An 18,090-nucleotide genomic window follows, 5' to 3' on the forward strand; every position below is an offset into this window, starting at 1 on the left:
CAGAGGGGGAGGGGGCGCCGATGCTGATGAACTATCTGCGGGTCGCGGTGCGCGTGCTGGTGCGCCAGCGGCTCTACACCGCCCTCAACATCGCGGGCTTGGCCTTGGGCATCGCCACGGCCGCCATGATCAGCCTCTTCGTCTGGCACGAGATGCACTATGACGGCTTCTTCGCCCATGCCGATCGCATTTACCGCATGGTGCGCACCTATCGCACCCCCAGCGGCGTGCCGACCACGGTGGCGGCGCAGGCAAAGCCCCTGGGGCCGGCCCTCGCCCGCGATTTCCCGGAGATGGAGGCCGTGGTGCGGGTCAGCGGCCACACCGTGGCGGTGCGGCGGGACGGCGGCGTCTTCGGGGCGCGGGTCACGGTGGCCGATGCGGACTATTTCCGGCTTTTCGATTGGCCCTTCCTGGCGGGTGACCCCGCCACGGCCATCCGCACCCCCGGCACGGTGGTGCTGACCGAGACGGCGGCGCGCAAGTATTTCGGCACCATCGACGCCGTGGGTCGGGTGCTCACGCTGACCTCGGGCGCCGATCTGACGGTCACCGGGGTCATCCGCGACCCGCCCTCCAACACGGTCTTCCGTCTGGAGATGGTGACCAACATCGCCACCCGGTTCAACGATGGCTGGGATGCCGTGTTCGCCACCGCTGATGAGGAGTGGACCCACAGCTTTCTCCGTACCTATGTCCTGCTGAAGCCAGGGGTGGATCCGGCGGCCGTGACCGCACGGCTGCCGGATTTCCTGCTGGCGCGCATGAAGGACTACCTGAACCCGACGACCGGCAAGCCCGACATCACCCAGGCCTTGCAGCCCCTGACCCGCATTCATGTGGAGAACATCAGCGACGACGGCGTGCCCATGCCGGTGCTGATGACGTTCGTGGGCATCGCCCTCCTGGTGCTGGGTATCGCCATGGTGAACTTCGTGAACCTGTCGACCGCCCGTTCCTCCCTGCGGGCGCGGGAGGTGGCGATCCGCAAGACCATGGGCGGCCGGCGCGGAGCGTTGGTGGCGCAGTTCCTGGCGGAATCGCTGCTGCTGTCGTTCCTATCCGGAATTGTGGCGCTGGTCCTGCTGGAATTGGTCATGCCCCGGTTCCTGCGCGTTCTGGGTCTGCACATAGATCATCACTTCCTGTCCGGTTGGTGGATGGCGGCCGCCCTGATTCCCTTGGCGGCGGTGGTGGGATTGCTGGCTGGGCTCCATCCGGCCCTCGTGCTGTCCCGCCCGCGGCCGGGCGACCTGCTGAGGGGGGGCAAGGGCAGCCCTGGCGGTGGCCGCCTGCGCGCCGCGCTGGTGGTCATCCAGTTCGCCGCCGCCATCGTGCTGGTGATCTCCACCGTCATCATGGTTCAGCAGACGTCCTTCGCCAGCAGCCAGCGCCTGGGCTTCCTGCCGGAAAACGTGCTGCTGCTGCGCGGGTTGGACAATCCGCAGGGCCATGCGCACCAGGACGCCTTGCGCCAGGCCCTGTTGCGCATTCCCGGCGTCGTGCAGGCCGGTGCCACCATGGCGCCACCGTCCGATGGATCCGACTGGTTCTCCACCTTCCACCTGCCCGATACGCCGAAGGACGGGGCCATGCGCCTGCGGACCGAGGGCGTGGGCATGGGCTATATGGAAACTATGGGCGTCCACCTGCTGGCCGGCCGCCTGTTCGATCCCGCCCATCCCGTCGACACCGTCATCGACCGGGGCCAGCCGCCGGAGGACCCGGCCGCCCCCCTGGGCGGCAGCATCGTCCTGTCGGCGCTGACCGTCTCCCGCCTGGGGATGGGCACACCGGAACAGGCCTTGGGCAAAACCTTGATGATGGGGGAACGCACCGGTTTCACCATCATCGGCGTGGTTGACGATGTGCAGTTCAGCACCGCCCGCGAGGTGCTGGAGCCCACTGTCTACGTCATCTATCCCGCCCAGGTTGAGGCCATGGCGGTGCGGCTGGCCGCGGGCGGCGGTGCCGCTACCCTGTCCGCCATCGATGACACCTGGCGCCGTGTGTTCCCCGACCTGCCGCTCAAGCGGGAGTTCATGGACGACAACATCCGCGCCGCCTACGCCGGCGAACACCAGCAATCCTTGCTGCTGGCGACGTTTTCCGGCCTGGCCATCCTGATCGCCTGTCTGGGCCTGTTCGGCCTGGCGGCCTTTACGGCCGAACGGCGGACCAAGGAGATCGGCTTGCGCAAGGTGCTGGGCGCCACCATCCCGCAGATCGTCCGCCTGCTGGTCTGGCAATTCAGCCGGCCGGTGATGGTGGCGGCGCTGATCGCCTGGCCGGTGGCCTGGGTGCTGGCGTCGCGCTGGCTGGGCGGCTTCGTCTATCGCATCCAGATGGACCCGCTGGTCTTCGCGCTGGCCGGCCTCGCCGCCCTGCTGATCGCCTGGGTCACGGTGGCGGGCCATGCCGCGCGGGTGGCGGCGGCCAAGCCGGTCGATGCCTTGCGCTACGAGTGACCATTCGGACAGGGGGGAAAGGGGGCGCCGATGCTGATGAACCACCTGCGGCTCGCGGTGCGCGTGCTGGTGCGCCAACGACTCTACACCGTCCTCAACATCGCGGGCCTGTCCTTGGGCATCGCGACGGCGGCCATGATCGGCCTCTTCGTTTGGCATGAGATGCACTTCGACGGCTTTTACAGCAATGCCGCCCGCGTTTTCCGCGTACTCCCCGCCCAATACCTGCCCGGCCATGAGCCCAGCCGCATGACGGTGACGGCCAAGCCCCTGGGCCCCGTCCTCGCGGCGGACCTGCCGGAGGTGGAGGCCATGGTGCGGGTGGCGCACCATGCCGTGGTGTTGCGCGACAAGGGCATGCCGGTGGAGGACCGCATCACGCTGGTGGATGCGCCCTTCTTCCGCCTGTTCGACTTCCCCTTCCTGGCGGGCGACCCGGCCACGGCCTTGGCCGGACCGGGCACCGCGGTCCTGACGGAGGGTCAGGCCCGCCGCTATTTCGGCACGACGGAGGTTTTGGGCCAGACCCTGACCCTGACGTCCGGCGCCGGGTTGGTGGTGACGGGCGTGGTGCGGGATCTGCCGTCCAACACCCTGTTCAGCCGCGACACGCCCATCCAGATTTGGACCAACATCGCCACCAAGTTCCAGGACGGCTGGGACCCCTTGTTCGCCGCCAAGGATACCCGGTGGCGGGATGAGTTCCTTCAGACTTTCGTGATGCTGCGGCCGGGCGTTGACCCGGCGACCCTGGCGCCGCGCTTCCCGGCCCTGCTGGCGGCCCACCGCGAAGGCATGGAGGCCGTGGCCCCCGGCCTGGTGGAAACCCTGGAACTGCAACCGCTGACGGCCATGCACATCGAGCCGATGGAGGGCAGGGGCATTTCCCCCACCACATTGGCCGGGTTCGTGGGCATCGCCGGCCTGGTGCTGGCCATCGCCGTCGTCAATTTCGTGAACCTGTCGACCGCCCGCTCCTCATTGCGGGCGCGCGAGGTTGCCATCCGCAAGACCTTGGGCGGCCGGCGCGGTCAGCTCGTGGCGCAGTTCCTGCTGGAATCGATGCTGTTGGCCGTGGTGGCCGGCCTGTTGGGGCTGGTGCTGGTGGAACTGGCCATGCCGCGTTTCCTGCGCCTTCTGAACCTGCAACTGGATGCGGGTTTCGTGTCTGGTGCCTGGCTGTTCGCGGCCATTTCGCCGCTGGTGCTGGTGGTCGGTCTGGTGGGGGGCCTCTATCCCGCTTACGACCTCTCGCGGCCCCGGCCCACCGACCTGCTGCGGGCCAGCCGGGCGAGCGGCGGCGGCCGGCTGCGCGCCGCCCTGGTCATGCTGCAGTTCACCGTGGCCGTCGTATTGGGGATCGCCACCGTCGTCATCGGTCAGCAGACCCGCTATGCCAGTACGCAGAACCTTGGCTTCCGGGCGGAGGGGGCGGTGGTGCTGCGCGGACTGGACCGACCGGCGGGGCTGGCCGGCATCGATGCCTTGCGTGACGCGCTGCGGCGCATCCCTGGCGTCGCCGCCGTCGGCGCCGCCGCCAATGTGCCCAGCGACCGCAGCGAATGGACCAACAACTATCGCCTGCCGGAGGCGCCGGCCGGCGCGCCCGACCTGCTGATCCGTACCGAACCGGTGGACGCGGACTATCTGCAGGCCCTGGGCGTGCCCTTGCGGGCGGGACGCCTGTTCGACCCGGCGCGGCCGGGCGACATCACCAGCCATGCCGCCCTGCGGGCGGGTGGCGGCGGCGTCACCATTCCCGTCGTGCTGTCGGGCACGGCGGTGCGTCGCCTGGGCCTGGCCACGGCGGAACAGGCGGTGGGCCGGACGGTGATGTATGGCGGCGGCACGGCGCTGACCATCATTGGCGTGGTGGACGACGTGCAGTTCGGCAGCGCCCATTCCGGCTTCGAGCCCACGATTTACCTCGCCATGCATGACGACCGCTCCGTCCTGCTGGTGCGCCTGTCGCCCACGGCCGACGGCGCCACCCTGGCCGCCATCGACGACACCTGGCGCCGGCTGTTCCCGGATCTGCCGCTGACGCGTGAATTTCTGGATGACCACATCCGCCAAGTCTACGCGGATGAGGCGCGGCAGGGGGATCTTCTGGCCCTGTTCTCCGGCCTCGCCATCTTGATCGCCTGCCTGGGCCTGTTCGGTTTGGCGGCGTTCATGGCGGAACGGCGCACCAAGGAGATCGGCTTGCGCAAGGTGCTGGGCGCCGGCGTGACCGACATCGTGCGCCTGCTGGTCTGGCAATTCAGCAAGCCGGTGCTGGTGGCCAACCTGGTCGCCTGGCCTGTCGCCTGGGTCCTGATGGGCCGCTGGCTAGGGGGCTTTGTCTATCGCATCCAGATGGACCCGCTGGTCTTCGCGCTGGCCAGCCTTGGGGCCTTGCTGATCGCCTGGGTCACGGTGGCGGGCCACGCCGCGCGGGTGGCGGTGGCCAAGCCGGTGCGGGCGTTACGTTATGAGTGATCCCCCGGTACTTGTACCAGTGCGACACCGTGCCGTTTGACCTCTTCGGGGACCCGTCACTCTATCGCCTTGAATCCCGATCAAGGACAGTGACGTCGCATGCTCCCGGCCCTCATCTCGGTGATACTGCTTGGCGCCGTCCTCCTGGCGGCACCGGCCCAGGCGCAAGACCGCCGGGCGGTCAGTGAGCCCAGCCTGCCGGCACAGGTTTGCGCGACCCTGTCCCCATCCCCGGCTTCGACGGAAGGCCGCTGGCCGGAGGAGACCCAGCGCCTGCAATCGGCGATCAACCATTGTTCCTCCGGCGGCGCGGTCCACCTGGTTGCCGATGGCATGGGGGGCGTTTCCTCAGCGGACCGCTCACCATGAAGTCTGGCGTCACGCTATGGATCGATCGCGGCGCCATTCTCAGCGCCGTTCCGGACCCGCGCGCCTATGACACCGGGCGGCGCCTTTGTGGCGCCATCGCGGGGAAGGGGAATGGCTGCATACCCTTCATCACCTTCAAGGGAACCACCGGCGGCGGCATCGTCGGGGATGGTGAGATTGACGGGTTGGGGGGCGCGACCATGGTCGGCCATAGTGAAACGTGGTGGCAGATCGCCAGCCGGGCGGATCGTGAGGGCGGCAAGCAGAATAATCCCCGGCTGATCGAGGCGGATCACGCCCGTGACCTGACCTTCTATCGCATCACCTTGCGCAACGCGGCCAATTTCCACGTCATGCTCGATGAGGTCGAGGGCGCGACCTTCTGGGGCGTGAAGATCGACACGCCCGCCGACGCGCGCAACACCGACGGCATTGATCCCAGCGCGTCGCAGGACATCACCATCGCCCACAGCTATATCCGGGCCGGCGATGACAATATCGCGATCAAGGCGGGCAGAGGCGCCACCCGCCATGTCTCGATCCTGGACGACCATTTCTATTGGGGCCACGGCCTGTCGATCGGCAGCGAGACCAATGCGGGGGTCAGCGACATCCTGGTCCGCGATGTAACGCTCGACGGGACCACCTCGGGCCTCCGCATCAAGAGCGATGTCAGCCGGGGCGGCCTGGTCACCCGGGTGCGCTATGAGGATGTGTGCCTGCGCGACAACCAGAAGCCGATTGATTTCGACACCCGTTACGATGCCAGCGCCTGGGGCCTGTCGATCCCCGTCTATGAGGCGATCAGCCTGCACGACGTGACGGGGGCGGACGGCACGCTGATCCTGCGGGGCCATGACGGTGACCATCCCCTCACGGTCCAGTTTGACGGGGTGCGGTTTGGGCAGGGGGCGACCTGGCAGGTCGAGAATGCGGATCTGTCCGCCGGGCCGGGCGGGGTGTCCCCAATGCCGCCCGGCCGTACTCTGACACCGGCGGCGGGCCCTCCGTCCGATTGTGCGGAACGCTGGGCGCCTTTTCCGGAATGAGCGCCATGCCGGGGCGGCCCTTGCCCCTGGGTGGCGCGCGGTGCCAGCCTGCTAGCCTCGCACACACGGAAGGGGATGGGTCATGGGCATGGCGGTGACAGGCGCGGATGTCGAGGCGGCGGCGGACCTGCTGGCGGGCAAGGCGGTGATGACGCCGCTGCTCACCAACGCGGCCCTGGACGCGGCGGTGGGGGCCCGGGTTCTGCTGAAGCCCGAGGTGCTGCAGCGCACCGGCTCCTTCAAGTTCCGCGGCGCCTATAACCGCCTGGGCCGCCTGACGGCCGAGGAAAGGGCGCGGGGCGTCGTCGCCTGGTCGTCCGGCAACCATGCCCAAGGCGTGGCGGAGGCCGCGCGGCTGGTGGGCACCAAGGCCACCATCGTCATGCCGGCCGACGCCCCCGCCATCAAGGTGGCCGGCACGCGCGCCCTGGGGGCCGAGATCGTCTTCTATGATCGCTACACCGAGGATCGAGAGGTCATAGGGCGGGAACTAAGCGCCCGCACCGGGGCGGTGCTGGTCCCCTCCTATGACGATGTCCACATCATCGCTGGTCAGGGCACGGTGGGGCTGGAGATCGGGCGCCAGGCGGCGGCCCTGGGCCTGACGGTGGACGCCTGCCTGGTGAATTGCAGCGGCGGCGGCTTGGCCACCGGCACGGCCCTGGGCCTCAAGCAAACCTTCCCCGGCGCCCGCGTGCACACGGCGGAGCCGGAAGGCTTCGACGACATGGCGCGGTCGCTGGCGGCCGGGGAACGGCTGGCCAACGCGCCGGGGGGCAAGTCCTCTTGCGACGCCTTGCTGTCCCCCATTCCGGGCACCATCACCTTCCCCTTGGCCCAGGTCCTGCTGGGCCCCGGCCTGGTGGTGACGGAGGCGGAGGTGCGCGCCGCCATGCGGTTCGCGGCGGCGAACCTGAAGCTGGTGGTGGAGCCGGGCGGAGCGGCGGCGCTGGCGGCCCTGCTGTCCGGCAAGGTGGACGCCGCCGGGCGGACCATCGCCGTCGTGCTGTCGGGCGGCAACGTCGATCCGGCCTTCTATGCCGACGTGCTGAAGGAAGCGGCCTAAGGGTGAAGGCCGGCCGCACGGGATGCGGCCGGCCGCCAATCCAGCCTATTTCGGCTGCGAAACGATACGCAGATAGGGCTTGGGCGCTGTCCACCCGTCCGGAAACTTGGCCTTGGCGGCCTCATCCGACACCGACAGGGCGATGATGACGTCGTCGCCCGCCTGCCAGTCGGCCGGGGTGGCCACGCTGTGCCGGTCGGTCAGTTGCAGGCTGTCGATCACCCGCAGGATTTCGTGGAAGTTGCGGCCCGTGGTCTGGGGATAGGTCAGCAGCAGGCGCACCTTCTTCTTCGGGTCGATGACGAAGACGGTGCGGACGGTATGCGTCTCGTCATGGTTGGGATGGATCATGTCGTAGAGCGCCGCCACCGCGCGGTCCGGATCGGCGATCAGGGGGAAGTTCAGGGCGGCACCCTGCGTCTCCTCGATGTCCCGGGCCCAGTCGCGGTGGCTGCCCACCGGGTCCACCGACAGGCCGATGGGCTTCACGCCGCGCTTGTCGAATTCCGGCTTCAACCGGGCGACTGCCCCCAGTTCGGTGGTGCAGACCGGCGTGAAGTCGCGCGGGTGGGAGAACAGCACGGCCCAGCCGTCGCCGATCCAGTCATGGAAACGGATGGGGCCTTCCGACGTGTCGGCCTGGAAGTCGGGGGCGATGTCGCCCAGTCGCAGGGTCATGGCGTATCCTCCGGGGGTGATGCCGGCGGGGTTGGCAGCGCCGGCGATGATGCGCTATCGAAAAGGCCCGGCGCTCCCGCGCCGGATAGGCTGAGAGGGTGGATGGCATGGAACTCGAGGATCGGTTGGCGGTGAAGCTGCTGGCCCAGGCCCAGGCCCTGCTGGGCAAGGCGATGAACGAGACGCTGTGCACGCACCCCGACCGCCGCCTGGTGCGCGCGCTGGTGACGGACGCCCAGGCGATGATCGCCGAGTTCGGTGACACGTATTTCGAGGAAAGGGCCGGGGCCCCCGCCGGCGATCAGGCCGCTTCGGGCTGACCCGGGCTGGTGGGGCCTTCCCAGCTGCGCCAGATTTGGCCGCGGCTGTCGCGGGTGCGGCGCTGGTCGGCCAGTGCCGCCTCCAGGCTGCTCACCGCCCGCTCCACGGCCCGCACGCTGCGGAACCGCTGCCCGTCCAGGGCCTGGAACAGGGTGTTCGAGGCGAAGAACTGCACGTCCCGGCCGTCCTGCACGGCCAGCCCCGCCGTGTGGCGGGCGGTCTCGATGATGACCGCGGCGGGCGCGGGCGCCCGGACGATGTCCTGGTTTTGAAGTCGCTGGCTCATGGTGAGCTCCCTCTACACCCCCGCCATTACGGGGGTGTGAAAACAACACGATGGTTTTGTGGCTCGGGGCCCCGGGGCCCGGAACGGTGCGGCTGGGTCCGGCGGGACGCGTATGGCGCGTCCGGCGGGGCATCAACAGCGGCAATCCATGCGCATGAGGCGACAGCGTCCACCCAGGGCCGTCAATGCGGCCCCGGGTAAGGGAATGACGGGCGTGGAAACTCGGGACGGATACGCGTGTGGGAAAGTGCTGGTCATTGCCTGGTCCTTCACGTTCCGGAGAACCACGAAGGGGCTTCGTGGCGCTTTAGCGGTTGGTGACGCGGCGCAAGCTGCTCCGTCAAATGGCCGCGGGCCGGTTGGCCGGGCCCCACACCGATAAGGGAACGAACGGGCGGTTGTTCCTGGCGGGTCGTGGGGCCCGGCGCTGGCCGGAAAGGACGCTGGGGGCGCCCCTTCCTTGACGCCAAGGCTGTCATCCGCCGATTTGCATGTCAATAAGGATTACAATGACGAATTTTTAATGTTGAATTAAGGGGCGGGCAATAGTGGCGGGGATTGGGGATTTTCCGCTGGCATCCGACGCGGCATGAAGGGTGCGTCCACCCAGATGGCCGTATCCGTGATCCCCATCACCCGGAAGGGTTCCCATTCGGAGCGCGACAATTCAACATATTGCCATGTTAAATTTGCGCGCATCCCGCACGCATGCGTGGGCATTGACAGGCGCGCGTCGCCGTTGATCCTATGCCGGCCGGGGTATCGCCACCCGCCTTTAACATGTCGGCGACATTGGAATTGGAAAGGGAGCGCCCATGCGTCGTGCCTATTCGTCCCTGCTGACGGCCCTGCCGCTGATCGGCGCGCTGCTGGCGGCCCCGACCCACGCGGCTGAGGCCCAGGGCGGTCAGCCTGTCATCCACATCGGCTACATTCCCGTGCTGGGGGCGGCCCCCGCCTACATCATCAGCCAGGAGGGCTGGGACAAGCAGGCGGGGTTTGAGCTGAAGCTGACGCAGTTCGACAGCGGCCCCAACATGATCCTGGGCCTGGCGTCCGGCACGCTGGAGGCCTACATGGGCGGCATCGGTCCCCTGATGGTGGCTGGCTCCCAAGGCATCGCGGTCAAGGTCGTCGCCTCCACCGCGGTGGAGGAGCTGGTGGTGGCCGGCGGGCCGGAGCTGTCGGCCGAGGCGGCCAAGGGCGGCACCAAGGCGGAGGCTATTTCGCGCCTGGCCGCCAAGCTGGGCCGGCCGGTGAAGATCGCGACCCAGCCCGTGGGCTCCATCCCCGACACGGTGCTGAAGTATTGGCTGCAGGAGGATGAGCACGTCGACCCGGCCAAGGTGCAGATCGTGGCCATGGGCATCGACGCCACCCAGCAGGCGCTGTTGGCCGGTGCCGTGGACGCGGCCACCGTGCGTGAGCCGGCCCTGACCATCATCCAGGACCGTCAGCCGGCGGTGAAGGTGCTGGCCTATGGCAAGGACATGATCAAGGACCAGCCGGGCACCGTGCTGGGCGTCACCGCCGCCCTGGCCAAGGAGCATCCGGACCAGGTGCAGAAGCTGGTGGAACTGGTGGACAGGGCCGTCACCCTGATCGCCCAGGATCCGGCGCGCGCGGCGGCCGACGTGGAAAAGGTGCTGGGCCGTGGCATCGTGGACGTTAAGACCATGCAGCGGGCTCTGACGTCCCCCGCCTCGCAGTTCGTGGTCGACCCCCGCCGCATCGTGGACAAGACCAAGACCTTGCAGGACTTCCAGGTGAAGACCGGCGTCTTGAAGAAGGCGGAACCGCTGGATACGCTGTTCGACGCCAGCTACTACGAAAAACTCCATAAGTGAGCGTCGTCGTTTGACCCCTCCCGCATCGCAGAACGGCCCCGGGGCGGAACCGCCCGCTCCGGGCAAGCGCATTCCGCCGTCCGCCTTCCTGGCCAAGCCGTCCCGGCGGCATCGCGGCCTATGGGCGCTGCTGGGCGTGATCGCCTTCCTGGCGGTGTGGGAGGCGGTGCCCCGCCTGGGCCTGGTGCGCCCCGTCCTGCTGCCGCCGCCCAGCGCCATTCCCCAGGCCTTCGTGGCGGAGGTGCGCAGCGGCCAGTGGACCGACGCCATCGTCCACAGCCTAGTGCATTATTTCTGGGGCCTGCTCATCGGCTCGGTCACCGGCATCGCCGCCGGCGTGCTGACCGGCATGTCGCGGCGGCTGGAGGATTTCACCAGTTGGGTGGTGCGTCTGCTGCGGCCCATCCCCGGCCTGGCGTGGGTGCCCTTCGCCATCATCTGGTTCGGCGTCACCCCCACGGCGGCCACCTTCATCATCGTGCTGGGTGTCTTCTGGATCAATTACTTCGCGGCATTGGGCGCCGTGCAGGCGGTGGACCGCGACCTGCTGGAGCTGGCCGACGCCTTCGGCCATCGCTCCGCCCTGGCCAAGCTGGTCAAGATCGTGCTGCCGGCGGCCTCCGGCACCATCCTGGCCGGCCTGCGCACCGGCCTGGGCCAGGCCTGGATGTCGGTGGTGGCGGCGGAACTGTTCGGCGTGCCCGGCCTGGGCCAGCGCATGATGCAGGCCAGTTCCCTGCTGGCCACCGATATCGTCATCGTCTACATGGCCACCATGGCCCTGTTCTACGGCCTGGTCGACATGGGCTTCGTCGCGGTGCGCGACCGTCTGATGCGGTGGAAGGCTTAAGATGGCGGAGAGGACCCCCATGATCGAGATCCGCGATCTCAGCCTGGCCTTTCCGAACCCCGCGTCGCCTGACGGACGCACCGTGGTGCTGCGCGACTTCAACCTGTCGGTGGCACCGGGGGAGTTCATCGCCATCGTCGGCGCGTCGGGGGTGGGCAAGTCCACCCTGCTGCGCGTGGTGGCCGGCCTGGTTCCGCCCAACAGCGGTACGATGGTTCACGCCCAAAGCGGCGACCTCAGGGGCCGCCGCCCCTACGGCCTGGTGTTCCAGGACGCGCGTCTGCTGCCCTGGCGTACCGTGCGCGCCAACGTCGCCTTCGGCCTGGAAGGGCTGGGCCTGTCCCGCGGCGAACGCCGCCGGCGGGCGGAGGAGGCGCTGGCCCTGGTGGGCCTGGCCGACAAGGCCGGACGCTGGCCGCACCAACTGTCGGGCGGGCAGCGCCAGCGCGTGGCCATCGCCCGCGCCCTGGCGGTCGATCCCGACCTGCTGATGATGGACGAACCCTTCGGCGCACTGGACGCCATCACCCGCCAGTCCCTGCAGGACGAACTGCTGGACCTGTGGCGGCGCACGTCCAAGACCATCCTGTTCGTCACCCACGACATCGACGAGGCCGTCTACCTGGCCGACCGCGTCATCCTGCTGGCCGGATCGCCTGCCACCGTGCGGTCGGAGGATCGCATCGCCACACCCCGCCCCCGCGCTCGCGACGACAGCGCCGCCCGCGCGCTCGTCACCCGCATCCGCGACCGCCTGTCGGACCTGATGGACGGCGGGGGGATTTGAAGGAAAAGGCCGGGGCGATGACCCCGGCCTTTCCCTAGCAAACGCTCGGTTCAGCTCAGAACTGGTCTTCCGACAGGGCCATCAGGGTGCGGTGACCGGTGCGGATCAGCTCGGCCAGGCCCAGCGACGGGCCCACCACCTGTTCCACGAAGAAGCGGGCGGTGACCAGCTTGCTCTCATGGAAGGCGGTGTCCTGGCCCTGGGCCAGCGCCTGGTTGGCGGCGATGGCGCCGCGGGCCAGCAGGAAGGCGCCGGTGACGTTGCCGAGCAGGGTCAGGTAGGGCACGGCCCCGGCCGCCGCCGCGCGGGCGTCGGCCTTCACATGGTCCACCAGGAAGGAGGTCGCGTCCTCCAGCGCCGCGATTCCGCGCTTCAGGCCCTGGGCGATGACGGCCAGGTCGTCGCCCGGCTGGGCGGATGCCGCCTCCGCCGTTTCGGCCATCTGGGCGAACAGCGCGCGGGCGGTGGCGCCGCCGTCCCGGCCCAGCTTGCGGAACACCAGATCGTTGGCCTGGATGCCGTTGGTGCCCTCGTAAATCGGGGCGATGCGGGCGTCGCGGTAATACTGGGCGGCGCCCGTCTCCTCGATGAAGCCCATGCCGCCGTGCACCTGCACGCCCAGGCTGGCGACCTCGACCCCGATGTCGGTGCTCCACGCCTTGGCCACCGGCGTCATCAGGTCGTTCAGCAGGCCGGCCTGGTGGGCGGCGGCCGCGTCGGGGTGATGGTGCCGCCCGTCGAGGAACGAGGCGGTGAAATAGACGATGGCCCGCGCGGCCTCCACCTTCGACCGCATGGTCAGCAGCATGCGCCGCACATCCGGGTGGTGGATGATGGTCACCGGCTGCGGCCCGCCGGCGACGTCGCGGCTCTGCACCCGGGTCTTGGCATAGGCCAGCGCCTGCTGGTAGGCGCGGTCGCCGATGGCGACGCCCTGCAGGCCCACCCCCAGGCGCGCGTTGTTCATCATGGTGAACATGTACTCGATGCCGCGGTTCTCCTCGCCCACCAGGTAGCCGACGCAGGCGCCGTTGTCGCCATAGCTCATGACGGCCGTGGGGCTGGCGTGTATGCCCAGCTTGTGTTCCAGGCTGACGCAGCGGGCGTCGTTGCGCTCACCCGGCGTGCCGTCGGCGTTCAGCAGGAACTTGGGCACGATGAACAGCGAGATGCCCTTGGTGCCCGCCGGCGCCTCCGGCGTGCGGGCCAGCACCAGGTGGACGATGTTGTCCGTCCAGTCATGGTCGCCATAGGTGATGAAGATTTTCTGGCCGGTGATGCGGTAGGTGCCGTCCTCATGCCGCACCGCGCGGGTGCGCACCGCCCCCACGTCGGACCCGGCCTGCGGCTCCGTCAGGTTCATGGTTCCGGCCCATTCGCCGGAGATCAGCTTTTCCAGGTACAGCGTCTTCTGCTCATCCGAACCGTGGGCGGTCAGCAGCTCCACCGCCCCCTGGGTCAGCAGCGGCCCCAGGGCGAAGGACATGTTGGCGCTGGTCCAGGTTTCCAGCAGCGCGATAAACAGGGTCCAGGGCAGGCCCTGGCCGCCATGGTTGGGGTCGAAGGGCACGCTGTTCCAGCCGCCCTCCACGAACTGGCGGTAGGCGTCTTTGAAACCTTCGGGGGTGCGCACGCCGGTGTCGGTGAGGTGCGAGCCCTGGCGGTCGCCGGGCGCGTTCAGGGGGGCCAGCACGTTGTCGGCCAGCTTGGCGCCTTCCTCCAGCACGGCGTCCACCAGGTCGGGGGTCGCGGCCTCGAAGGCGGGGAAGGCCGCGACGCGGTCCAGGCCGACGACGGAATTCAGGACGAAACGGATTTCCTTCAGGGGCGCTTGATAGGTCATGGTCTCTCGGGTCCTCCCGGGTGCCGGCGGCGGCCCGGCGCCCCCTCGCTTCAGGACAAGGGGGGCGGGCCCGGCACGGCCGGCGGGGTGCTCACTGTTATTGGGCGGGCGGGCCCCTCATCGGTGCGGAAGGGCCGCGTCCCGTCGACGCGGGTGTCATCCTGCCGGGACGGCGGCGACCGGGCAAGGGCCGGTGAAATTTCATCCCGTTCCCGGTGTCTGGCACGGCCCTTGCTTTCCTTTTGGGCCAACATCGGATCGGCCCCGTCGGCCGGTCGTTTTCCAGGTAAGTGAGGTCCGGTCGTGAACAGCGCACTGTCCACCACGCAGTTGACTGCAGCACAGGGTTTGGCGTCCTCCGCCCCCGCCAGGATCGTGGCGGCGGTGCAGCAGGCCAGCACCAAGGCCGGGGTAGATTTTTCCTATCTGCTGAAGCAGGCGTCAGTGGAAAGCGGCTACGATACCAACGCCAAGGCCAGCACCAGCAGCGCCACCGGCCTGTATCAGTTCACCGACTCCACATGGCTGAACATGGTGCAGCAGCATGGCGCGGAGGTTGGCCTGGGCCAGTACGCCAGCGCCATCAAGACCCGCAGCGACGGCAGCGCCTACGTCTCCGACCCGGCCACCCGGCAAAAGATTCTCGACCTGCGCAAGGACGCCACCACCTCGGCCATGATGGCGGCCCAGCTGGCGCAGGACAACAAGACCACCCTGCAGCAGCAGGTGGGCGGCACCATCGGCGGGACCGAGCTTTACCTGGCCCATTTCCTGGGTGCCGGCGGCGCTGCCAAGTTCCTGAACGCGCTGAAGAAAAACCCCAACCAGGCGGCGGATACCGTCGTGCCGGACGCGGCGGACGCCAACGACGCCGTCTTCTATGACAACAACGGCAAGGCCCTGTCCCTGGGCCAGGTCTATGACCGCTTCGCCAAGAAGTTCGACGGCACGGGCGGCACCAGCGCGGACAAATATGCCGGGTCCACCACCCTGGGCACCGTGCAGGCGGCCGACAGCACGTCGCAGCCGTGGGACATGGCGCGGGGCGCCAGCTCATCCAAGATGCCGCTGTCCACCTACACCATCATGATGCTGAACGCCTTGGCCGCCCCCACCGAGGATGACGACCAGGACAACAAGGACGGCTACAGCCAGCAGGAACAGCGCATGACGATCAACCGCGCCCCCAACATGGCCGCGGCCTACATGGCCAGCGCCTAAACCGAACCATAGGTTTCTGGCGTCGACGGTATGGCCATCCACGCCTTCACGCCACCATCGCTGGACTGACCCGACTGGCCGCCGCATTGCCGCGCCAATTGTTGCAGCAGCAGGCGCCCCAGGCCGGCGGGCGGCCGCACCCCGGTGCCGGAATCTTCTGCCGACCCGGCGCTTGTTGCCGGGTCCTTGTCGTTGGACGGGGTGCCCAGCCCCACGCCGTCATCTGCCACGCGCAGCACCCATTGCTCCCCCTCCGTCGCCAGGCGCACGGCGACGGTGCCGGCACGGCCATCGGGGAAGGCGTACTTCAACGCATTGGTCAGCAGCTCATTGGCGGCCAGGCCCAGGGTGACTGCGGCGCGTTGCGGCAACTGCACGTCCTCCACCTCCACGGTGAAGGTGATGGGCCGGCCGGTGGCATGGGCCGCGGCCAGGTTCTCCACCAACTGCTCCAGCAGGCTGCGGGCCGGCACGAAGGGTTCGCGCTGCAGTCGCTGCAGGCTGGAATACACCAGCCCCAGCACGCGCACGCGTTCCCCGGCCTTGGCCAGTTCCGCGGCCTCCGCCCCGCCCGCGCGGCTTTCCGCCACCATCAGCAGGCTGGAGACCGATTGCAGGTCATTGCGGATGCGGTGGTAGATCTCGCGCAACAGCATGGCCTGCTGCTGCTCCCCCGCCGCCAGGGTGTCCAGGGCGCGGTGCAGTGCGGCGATGATGGCGACCACCACCAGGCCGATGATGACGAATAGGCCGGGACCCGCCCATGCCTTAGGCGGCAGGGCCGCCAGCCGGTCCGGCAGGGTGGCCAACTGCTGCGCCCATGTCAGGTCATCGTCCGCCGGGGCGATGAAGGGCAGGGCCAGCACCGTGCTCAGGCCATCGTTCGCCGGGGCGATGAAAGGCAGGGCCAGCACCGTGCTCAGGGCCACGGACACCAGGCCAGGCCCCACGCCGAAGCATAGGGTGCCCAGCACCAGGGCGGGAAAGAACTGCAGGACGGGATAGCCGTCCAGCAGCTCGTCCAGCGCCATGCGCAGCCCGAACGACAGGATCACCATCAGTGCCGCCCCGGCATAGCGCAGGGGGGCGGGGCGTTGCCGCAAGGCCAGGAGGGTGGTGAGCAAGGGCGTCATGGCGGCGGATCATAGCGCCGCCTCGGCCAACCGCACTACATTCGACGGTATATCGCCTTAGCAGGATGCGGAAAAACCCTTCCGTCTGAGTTCCTGTCGTGATTCGCTTCCTCATGACGCTGAGGAGGATGGGATGCGTGGCGGAGACATTCGGACGGAAGGCTTGTTTTCGTACGTGAGTTGCGAAGCGCGTGTTCCGCCAAGGCATCCGCTTCGGGCGATCCGGGCGATCTGTGACGAGGCGCTGGAGGTTTTGTCGCCGGACTTTGAGGCGATGTACGCGAAGGTGGGTCGTCCTTCGATCCCGCCGGAGAAACTGCTGCGGGCGCTGCTGCTCCAGGCCTTCTATTCGGTCCGGTCGGAGCGACAACTGATGGAGCAGATGGACTACAATCTGCTGTTCCGCTGGTTTGTCGGGTTGGCGATGGACGCCCCGGTGTGGGACGTGACGGTGTTCACCAAGAACCGTGAGCGGCTTCTTGGAGGCGACGTCGCGGCGAAGTTCCTGGGGGCGGTGGTGGCCCAGGCGCGAGGCCGGAACTTGCTGTCGGACGACCACTTCTCGGTGGATGGCACGCTGATCGAGGCCTGGGCGTCGATCAAGAGCTTCCGGCCCAAGGATGGCGGTGGCGACCCGCCGGGCCCCGGTCGCAACGGGGAGCGCGACTTCCACGGGGAGAAGCGCTCCAACCAGACCCACGCGTCCACCACCGACCCTGAAGCCAAACTGTACCGCAAGAGCAATGGCCAGCCATCGCGCCTAGCCTACATGGGGCATGTGCTGATGGAGAACCGCAACGGCCTGGTGGTTGGTGCGACGCTGACCCAAGCGACCGGCACCGCCGAACGCGAGGCGGCGTTGGCATTGGTCGACGGGCTGAAGCCGACGCGGCGGATCACCTTGGGCGCCGACAAGGCCTTTGATGCGCGTGAGTTCGTCCGGGAACTCCGTGCCCGCAAGGTGACGCCGCATATCGCCCGGAATGATCACCTGACCAAGACCGGGGCGCGGCGCACGTCCGCCATTGATGGACGCACCACCCGCCACCCCGGCTATGGCGTGTCCTTGCGTATCCGCAAGCGTATTGAGGAGGTCTTCGGCTGGATCAAGACCACCGGCACCTTGCGCAAGACGCGCCACAAGGGAACCGATCGCGTCGGCTGGGCCTTCATGTTGACCGCCGCCGCCTACAACCTCGTCAGACTGCCCAAGCTGATGGTGGCGGCCTGACCATGCCCGGATTCCGCCTGCAAACGGCGGAAGCCGGGGAAGATGGCCGCAAAAGCGGCCCGTAGCCCCTCGATCAAGCCTTCAATCGGCTTGGCTCATGGGGAAAGGGGCCTTAACGCTCCATTCTTCCGCACCCTGTTAGAAATGAACCAGCGCCGGGTCATCGCACCGGCCGGCCATCATCTGCCCGGCACAGGCGCCGCCGGCCATCTGGGGGCGCACATGCAGGACGCCATCAGCATCCGCCAGCGCGTCGGCCTGGGATGGGATCCCTGGCGTTCCGCGCACTAGGCGCCGGTAAAGGGCCAGGGGGAGGGCGCGGTGCCGGTGGGGGTCGAGGTCTTGCCAGGCATGGGCTCCCTCCCTTCGCTGGGGTGGGCCACCGGGCAATGCGGCGGCGTCACCGGCTCCACTATCTCAGGTGGAAGCGTCTCATGGCGGCCGAGTCGCCGTCAATTGA

At 68.4% G+C, this 18,090-nt stretch carries 15 protein-coding genes; 11 read left to right on the forward strand and 4 right to left on the reverse strand.

The window, feature by feature from the left end; all coding sequences use genetic code 11:
* Positions 1–20 precede the first annotated feature (20 nt).
* The 5 genes from UCD39_RS05325 (at position 21) to UCD39_RS05345 (ending at position 7,433) form a co-directional block, all read left to right on the forward strand.
* The gene (locus UCD39_RS05325) at positions 21–2,468 is read left to right on the forward strand and encodes an ABC transporter permease (protein ID WP_330495023.1); all 2,448 of its coding nucleotides are present in this window, start codon (positions 21–23) and stop codon (positions 2,466–2,468) included.
* Between the two features lie 30 nt (positions 2,469–2,498).
* Positions 2,499–4,949 carry an ABC transporter permease gene (locus UCD39_RS05330; RefSeq protein ID WP_330495024.1) on the forward strand — a complete coding sequence of 817 codons (2,451 nt, stop codon included), beginning with the start codon at positions 2,499–2,501 and terminating at the stop codon, positions 4,947–4,949.
* Positions 4,950–5,048: 99 nt separating this feature from the next.
* Positions 5,049–5,318 (forward strand): hypothetical protein, encoded by a 270-nt coding sequence (locus tag UCD39_RS05335; RefSeq protein ID WP_330495025.1) that lies wholly within the window; start codon positions 5,049–5,051, stop codon positions 5,316–5,318.
* Positions 5,315–6,367, forward strand: coding sequence for a glycoside hydrolase family 28 protein (locus UCD39_RS05340; protein ID WP_330495026.1), 1,053 nt, complete (start codon positions 5,315–5,317; stop codon positions 6,365–6,367). The genes UCD39_RS05335 and UCD39_RS05340 overlap by 4 nt, the downstream gene beginning before the upstream one ends.
* 88 nt (positions 6,368–6,455) lie before the next feature.
* Complete coding sequence (locus tag UCD39_RS05345; RefSeq protein WP_330495027.1) at positions 6,456–7,433, forward strand: threonine ammonia-lyase; 978 nt, start codon at positions 6,456–6,458, stop codon at positions 7,431–7,433.
* 45 nt (positions 7,434–7,478) lie between these two features.
* On the opposite strand, the gene UCD39_RS05350 is transcribed toward UCD39_RS05345, so the two are convergent.
* Positions 7,479–8,111, reverse strand: coding sequence for a peroxiredoxin (locus UCD39_RS05350; protein WP_330495028.1), 633 nt, complete (start codon positions 8,109–8,111; stop codon positions 7,479–7,481).
* Positions 8,112–8,218: 107 nt separating this feature from the next.
* Between UCD39_RS05350 and UCD39_RS05355 the strand changes: the two genes are divergently transcribed.
* On the forward strand, positions 8,219–8,431 hold the full coding sequence (locus UCD39_RS05355; protein WP_145728940.1) for a hypothetical protein: 213 nt from the start codon (positions 8,219–8,221) through the stop codon (positions 8,429–8,431).
* On the opposite strand, the gene UCD39_RS05360 is transcribed toward UCD39_RS05355, so the two are convergent.
* Positions 8,413–8,718: a hypothetical protein gene (locus UCD39_RS05360; protein ID WP_322484825.1), complete on the reverse strand. Its 306-nt coding sequence runs from the start codon at positions 8,716–8,718 to the stop codon at positions 8,413–8,415. The two genes, UCD39_RS05355 and UCD39_RS05360, sit on opposite strands and share 19 nt — an antisense overlap.
* Positions 8,719–9,533: 815 nt before the next feature.
* Here UCD39_RS05360 and UCD39_RS05365 point away from each other — a divergent pair.
* The 3 genes from UCD39_RS05365 to UCD39_RS05375 are packed head-to-tail and all read left to right on the forward strand — an operon-like array spanning position 9,534 to position 12,202.
* A complete protein-coding gene (locus UCD39_RS05365) occupies positions 9,534–10,565 on the forward strand; it encodes an ABC transporter substrate-binding protein (RefSeq protein WP_330495029.1) in 1,032 nt (343 codons plus the stop codon).
* Between the two features lie 10 nt (positions 10,566–10,575).
* A complete protein-coding gene (locus UCD39_RS05370; RefSeq protein ID WP_442943565.1) occupies positions 10,576–11,415 on the forward strand; it encodes an ABC transporter permease in 840 nt (279 codons plus the stop codon).
* 1 nt (position 11,416) lies between these two features.
* Entirely contained in the window at positions 11,417–12,202 is a 786-nt protein-coding gene (locus UCD39_RS05375) for an ABC transporter ATP-binding protein (protein ID WP_442943566.1), read from the forward strand.
* Between the two features lie 55 nt (positions 12,203–12,257).
* Here the strand turns inward: UCD39_RS05375 and UCD39_RS05380 are convergent, their stop codons facing one another.
* Positions 12,258–14,045 carry an acyl-CoA dehydrogenase gene (locus UCD39_RS05380; protein ID WP_330495030.1) on the reverse strand — a complete coding sequence of 596 codons (1,788 nt, stop codon included), beginning with the start codon at positions 14,043–14,045 and terminating at the stop codon, positions 12,258–12,260.
* Between the two features lie 303 nt (positions 14,046–14,348).
* On the opposite strand from UCD39_RS05380, the gene UCD39_RS05385 reads away from it, so the two are divergent.
* A complete protein-coding gene (locus tag UCD39_RS05385; RefSeq protein ID WP_330495031.1) occupies positions 14,349–15,266 on the forward strand; it encodes a transglycosylase SLT domain-containing protein in 918 nt (305 codons plus the stop codon).
* Here UCD39_RS05385 and UCD39_RS05390 read toward each other — a convergent pair.
* Complete coding sequence (locus UCD39_RS05390) at positions 15,263–16,399, reverse strand: sensor histidine kinase (protein ID WP_330495032.1); 1,137 nt, start codon at positions 16,397–16,399, stop codon at positions 15,263–15,265. The two genes, UCD39_RS05385 and UCD39_RS05390, sit on opposite strands and share 4 nt — an antisense overlap.
* A 133-nt stretch (positions 16,400–16,532) precedes the next feature.
* On the opposite strand from UCD39_RS05390, the gene UCD39_RS05395 reads away from it, so the two are divergent.
* A complete protein-coding gene (locus UCD39_RS05395) occupies positions 16,533–17,630 on the forward strand; it encodes an IS5 family transposase (RefSeq protein ID WP_330495033.1) in 1,098 nt (365 codons plus the stop codon).
* The last annotated feature ends 460 nt before the right edge of the window (positions 17,631–18,090 follow it).

It is taken from the genome of Nitrospirillum karajorum, from assembly GCF_036348415.1.
GTDB lineage: Bacteria > Pseudomonadota > Alphaproteobacteria > Azospirillales > Azospirillaceae > Nitrospirillum > Nitrospirillum amazonense_B.

What these genes read in the sequence shown, in the direction of transcription:
- UCD39_RS05325 (WP_330495023.1), top strand. Translation starts at nt 21, where the DNA reads ATGCTGATGAACTATCTGCGGGTCGCGGTGCGCGTGCTGGTGCGCCAG.
- UCD39_RS05330 (WP_330495024.1), top strand. Translation starts at nt 2,499, where the DNA reads ATGCTGATGAACCACCTGCGGCTCGCGGTGCGCGTGCTGGTGCGCCAA.
- UCD39_RS05335 (WP_330495025.1), top strand. Translation starts at nt 5,049, where the DNA reads ATGCTCCCGGCCCTCATCTCGGTGATACTGCTTGGCGCCGTCCTCCTG.
- UCD39_RS05340 (WP_330495026.1), top strand. Translation starts at nt 5,315, where the DNA reads ATGAAGTCTGGCGTCACGCTATGGATCGATCGCGGCGCCATTCTCAGC.
- UCD39_RS05345 (WP_330495027.1), top strand. Translation starts at nt 6,456, where the DNA reads ATGGCGGTGACAGGCGCGGATGTCGAGGCGGCGGCGGACCTGCTGGCG.
- UCD39_RS05350 (WP_330495028.1), bottom strand. Translation starts at nt 8,111, where the DNA reads ATGACCCTGCGACTGGGCGACATCGCCCCCGACTTCCAGGCCGACACG.
- UCD39_RS05355 (WP_145728940.1), top strand. Translation starts at nt 8,219, where the DNA reads ATGGAACTCGAGGATCGGTTGGCGGTGAAGCTGCTGGCCCAGGCCCAG.
- UCD39_RS05360 (WP_322484825.1), bottom strand. Translation starts at nt 8,718, where the DNA reads ATGAGCCAGCGACTTCAAAACCAGGACATCGTCCGGGCGCCCGCGCCC.
- UCD39_RS05365 (WP_330495029.1), top strand. Translation starts at nt 9,534, where the DNA reads ATGCGTCGTGCCTATTCGTCCCTGCTGACGGCCCTGCCGCTGATCGGC.
- UCD39_RS05375 (WP_442943566.1), top strand. Translation starts at nt 11,417, where the DNA reads ATGGCGGAGAGGACCCCCATGATCGAGATCCGCGATCTCAGCCTGGCC.
- UCD39_RS05380 (WP_330495030.1), bottom strand. Translation starts at nt 14,045, where the DNA reads ATGACCTATCAAGCGCCCCTGAAGGAAATCCGTTTCGTCCTGAATTCC.
- UCD39_RS05390 (WP_330495032.1), bottom strand. Translation starts at nt 16,399, where the DNA reads ATGACGCCCTTGCTCACCACCCTCCTGGCCTTGCGGCAACGCCCCGCC.
- UCD39_RS05395 (WP_330495033.1), top strand. Translation starts at nt 16,533, where the DNA reads ATGCGTGGCGGAGACATTCGGACGGAAGGCTTGTTTTCGTACGTGAGT.